Origin of the sequence: Caballeronia grimmiae, assembly GCF_000698555.1 — a bacterium.
GTDB lineage: Bacteria > Pseudomonadota > Gammaproteobacteria > Burkholderiales > Burkholderiaceae > Caballeronia > Caballeronia grimmiae.
This window is the reverse complement of the sequence record NZ_JFHE01000096.1, coordinates 1-3,473: the sequence shown is the minus strand read 5'-3', so window position 1 is coordinate 3,473 and position 3,473 is coordinate 1. Positions and strand designations below refer to the sequence as shown.

6 protein-coding genes are annotated in these 3,473 nt (G+C 58.9%); all 6 read left to right on the top strand.

What is annotated here, in order from left to right:
- Window positions 1-238: hypothetical protein (locus BG57_RS33235; RefSeq protein ID WP_160174778.1), on the top strand; the 238-nt coding region annotated here is incomplete at its 5' end.
- Between the two features lie 41 nt (window positions 239-279).
- Entirely contained in the window at window positions 280-534 is a 255-nt protein-coding gene (locus BG57_RS30620; protein ID WP_241482172.1) for a hypothetical protein, read from the top strand.
- Window positions 535-576: 42 nt separating this feature from the next.
- Complete coding sequence (locus tag BG57_RS30615) at window positions 577-816, top strand: hypothetical protein (RefSeq protein WP_035970991.1); 240 nt, start codon at window positions 577-579, stop codon at window positions 814-816.
- Between the two features lie 265 nt (window positions 817-1,081).
- Window positions 1,082-2,665, top strand: coding sequence for a hypothetical protein (locus tag BG57_RS30610; protein WP_152562760.1), 1,584 nt, complete (start codon window positions 1,082-1,084; stop codon window positions 2,663-2,665).
- A gap of 9 nt (window positions 2,666-2,674) precedes the next feature.
- Complete coding sequence (locus BG57_RS30605) at window positions 2,675-2,965, top strand: DUF2523 family protein (protein WP_035970987.1); 291 nt, start codon at window positions 2,675-2,677, stop codon at window positions 2,963-2,965.
- 6 nt (window positions 2,966-2,971) lie between these two features.
- Window positions 2,972-3,473, top strand: a 502-nt coding sequence (locus tag BG57_RS30600; protein ID WP_035970985.1) for a zonular occludens toxin domain-containing protein, incomplete at its 3' end; no start/stop codon positions are given.

Genomic DNA, 3,473 nt, shown 5'->3' with positions numbered 1-3,473 from the left:
CTGGTACGTGTCGGACTATCGCGAAGACGATGCGAAGTCGGCGGGCTATAAGCCGACCAAGATCAGCGGGACGTTTGAGGCGTTCGACCAGGCGCGCGTTGCCGGTTTGCCGGGCGTTTTCGAAATCGATTTTGCGACGCGTCCGGGTAAGGACAACAAGGCGACGCTGACGTTGGTCGCGGCGAAGCACGCTGGTCACGTCGATCTGTTCGGTAAGGGCAAGGCGAAGGCTTCGTGATGGCTGCTGGCACGGTTCAGACTGTTCTTACGTGTGTTCCGGTGTCTTCCGACCAGTCATCGGGCATCGATCAGCAGGTCTGCCCCGCTGCCGGTGGGCAGTACTTCCACCTTCAAAGCCAACAAGCATATGTGCTCGCGCCTGAGAGCGCGGGCTATATCGACTCAATCGCGCAGCCGTTTGACTACACGTTGGCGGCTGGCTTTTGGGGCGTTGCATTTACGACCGTGGTCGCACTGTGGCTCGTGTCGTATTCAGCGGGCGCCGTCATCAATCTGGTGAAACGGGTCGCCTAAATCTAACGCGGGTGAGACCGCTTTTTTGTTGAGACTACAAAGATGATCAAGAAACTCAAGACGTTGGCCGCTCGCGGCGCTGTTGGTGCTGCTGTCGGTGCTGCTTCGGTGGCGCATGCGCAGGTTGCTGCCGCTGCTGGCCCGGATTTCACGCAACTGACCGGCGCGATTTCGATGGATTCGACCGCAACGGCGGTGCTCGCCGTCGCTGCGATGGTCATCACCGTGGTGCTGGCCGTGGCGGGCGCGAAAGTCGTCATCCGCATGGTCAAGGGCGTCTAAGTCGCTCGGTTACGGGGGATCAAAGCGGGGGCTGCGGCCCCCGTTTTCGTTAACGGCAGGGGGCGGCGATGGACGTGAATTCAGCGTGGTATCTGGCGATGTTTGCTTTCGGTCTGGTGTCGGGGTGGGCGGTCGTTTCGGGCTTGAGGGGGCATTGACATGGAGAAGATCGAGCGAGCTTTTACGTTTTTGTTTTGGCTCGGTGCTGGCGTCGTCGTCGCGGCGATTGTCGCGTTCGTGTGGGCGTTGGTTGTCGGGGTGCGTGATGTTTGAACGCAAGGGCTTTCGGGCGTATTGCAGGAACTCGGTCGTTTTTCTGACGCTTAGTTGCTTGTTGGTGACTGAGGTCGCTCATGCTCAGGCGCTTCCGGTTGCGACGTTCGCGATTAACCGTGCTGAGGCGGCGATCGTTTCGCGCGTTGCGATCGCGCGTGGGTTCGCAGCTAACGATCCGCGTATAGCGGCGACGCTAACGGGTATGGGACAGGCTTCCACGGCGTTGAACGTCGTCTCTACGGGGGCTTCGATAGGGCTTGGTTTCGCCGGTGCGCCTGTGTGGTTGACGGTTGCGGCCGGGCTTGGCGTCTTGGCGGCCGGTGCCGCTTTATATGCGGCTAACGGTGCTTTTTCGCTGACCAGGTCGGTGGACGGCAAAGTGATCACGGTGCAGCAGCCGCCGCCGGTGTCGGCAGGTGCGGATTACACGCCGCTGTTCGGTTCGAGTTCGGACGTGTTTGCTAACAAGATGTACATGGTGTCCGGGGCTGGTATTCCCGTCTATCACACGTCGTCTTGTATGGCCAACGCCCCATGTGCTGCTTTTCCTCCTGAGCCGGGGAGCGGAAACAAGCCTTTCTACTGGAGCTACAACGGCTATTCCATCATCGCCAGTTCGATCTATCAGGTTCAGCAGGCCGAGCAGACGATGGTGAGCAATCCGCCGCCGGAGAACATGCAAAACGTTTTTACGTCTGTGTTTTTCAAGTCGAATGCAGATGGCACTGTGTACACGCTAGGGCAGACGTTGAACGAAAGTATTTGTACGGTCTGGGGTGGGGAAGACGGTCATACATGCGTGTCGGGTCAGTACGACCCTCAGTCTTTCACATATGACAAGGCTGGTTTGCTTTCGTATTGGTCTGTCGGTCTGGGTGTTGCGCCGGTTGGTGGCACTGACCTTTCGCAGGTCTATCCGCAGCTTTCGCCGGAGTCGTTGGCGACGCCGCTTGATCCGAACACGCTTGCTCAGATCACGAACCAGACGTGGCAGCAAGCGGCGAGTCAACCTGGGTATCAGGGCTTGCCTTATCCGGTGACTCAGCCTGTGTCGTATCCCGACGTTCAGCCGTGGGCGCAGGAGAACCCGAGTTTGGTTCCGAACGTTGGCGATCTGTTTTCGCCCGCGGCTGACCCGGGAACGCAGGTTCAGATTTCTCCGACTGTTCAGCCGGGAACTAGCACCGGGACTAATCCGGGGGGCAGCACCGGAACCGATCCGAGCACCGGTACGAGCGGCAATGTGAACGTGGTCAATACGCCGAACGTGAACGTCGTGAATCCAGTGAAAGTCGATCTCGGCAGCGATCCGCAAACGGGGTCGCCGTCGTTGGAGAACATCCCGACGATTTCGATGATCCTCTCGCCGATCATGAATCTTTTCCCAGATTTGAAGGCTTGGGCCGTCCCGGAGCATACGGCGGTCTGCCCTACTCCGAAGCTCGATGTGTTCGGAAAGACGTTCACGATGAGCGTGCACTGCGATCTGGCGGAACAGCATCGCTCGGCGATTTCAACGATTTTCCTCGCGGTGTTTGCGCTGGCCGCGTTGTTCATCGTGCTCGGCGCGTAAGGGGGCGCTATGTTCGGGATTCTTCTTTCTGCGGGTAATGCGCTGCTGGCGTTCGTGCTGCGGTCGGTGATTGCGAAGTTCTTCCTTTACTTCGCGTTGTTCTTCTTCGTGACTGAGGCCATTGGGTTCCTGCAGGGTGCGCACATCCTGCCGTCTGCGTCTTCTCTTCAGGTGTTCGGCTCGATAGGGGAGGGTGTGTGGTACTTCCTCGATCTGTGCTCTTTTAGCGTCGGTGCTCCGATGATCGTCACGGCATACGTGACGCGATTCATCATCCGTCGCCTGCCGATCATCGGGTGAGCTGCGATGGCGATCAATGCTTACTGTGGCGTCATGGGGTCGGGCAAGTCGTATGAAGTCGTGTCGGGGCCACTGCTCGATGCGGTTGCGGCGGGTCGTCGGGTCGTGACGAACATCGACGGTATCGATGAGTCGGCCATTCATGCCTATTTGGCGAAAAAGCGTTCTCTGGCTGCGGATGCGCTCGGGGCCGTGGTCATGGTCAAGACTGAGGACATGCTTAAACCGGGGTTCTTTCCGGTCGAGGTCGAGAGTGAAGCCGGGGCGGTCGTCACTCCGGGGTTCGTCCAGGCGGGCGATTTTGTCGTGGTCGATGAGGCGTGGAAGCTGTGGAAGACCGGCGTGAAGATTCCGCCTGAGCACATGGCGTTCTTCCGCATGCATCGTCACTTCGTCAATGCTGAGACGGGGGTTGCCTGTGACGTGGCGTTGATGATCCAAGCGATTAGCGGGTTGCATCGCGACATTAGGGACGTGATCGAGCTTTCGTTCGTGATGGTCAAGCTGA

What these genes read in the sequence shown, in the direction of transcription:
- BG57_RS30615 (WP_035970991.1), top strand. Translation starts at nt 577, where the DNA reads ATGATCAAGAAACTCAAGACGTTGGCCGCTCGCGGCGCTGTTGGTGCT.
- BG57_RS30610 (WP_152562760.1), top strand. Translation starts at nt 1,082, where the DNA reads ATGTTTGAACGCAAGGGCTTTCGGGCGTATTGCAGGAACTCGGTCGTT.
- BG57_RS30605 (WP_035970987.1), top strand. Translation starts at nt 2,675, where the DNA reads ATGTTCGGGATTCTTCTTTCTGCGGGTAATGCGCTGCTGGCGTTCGTG.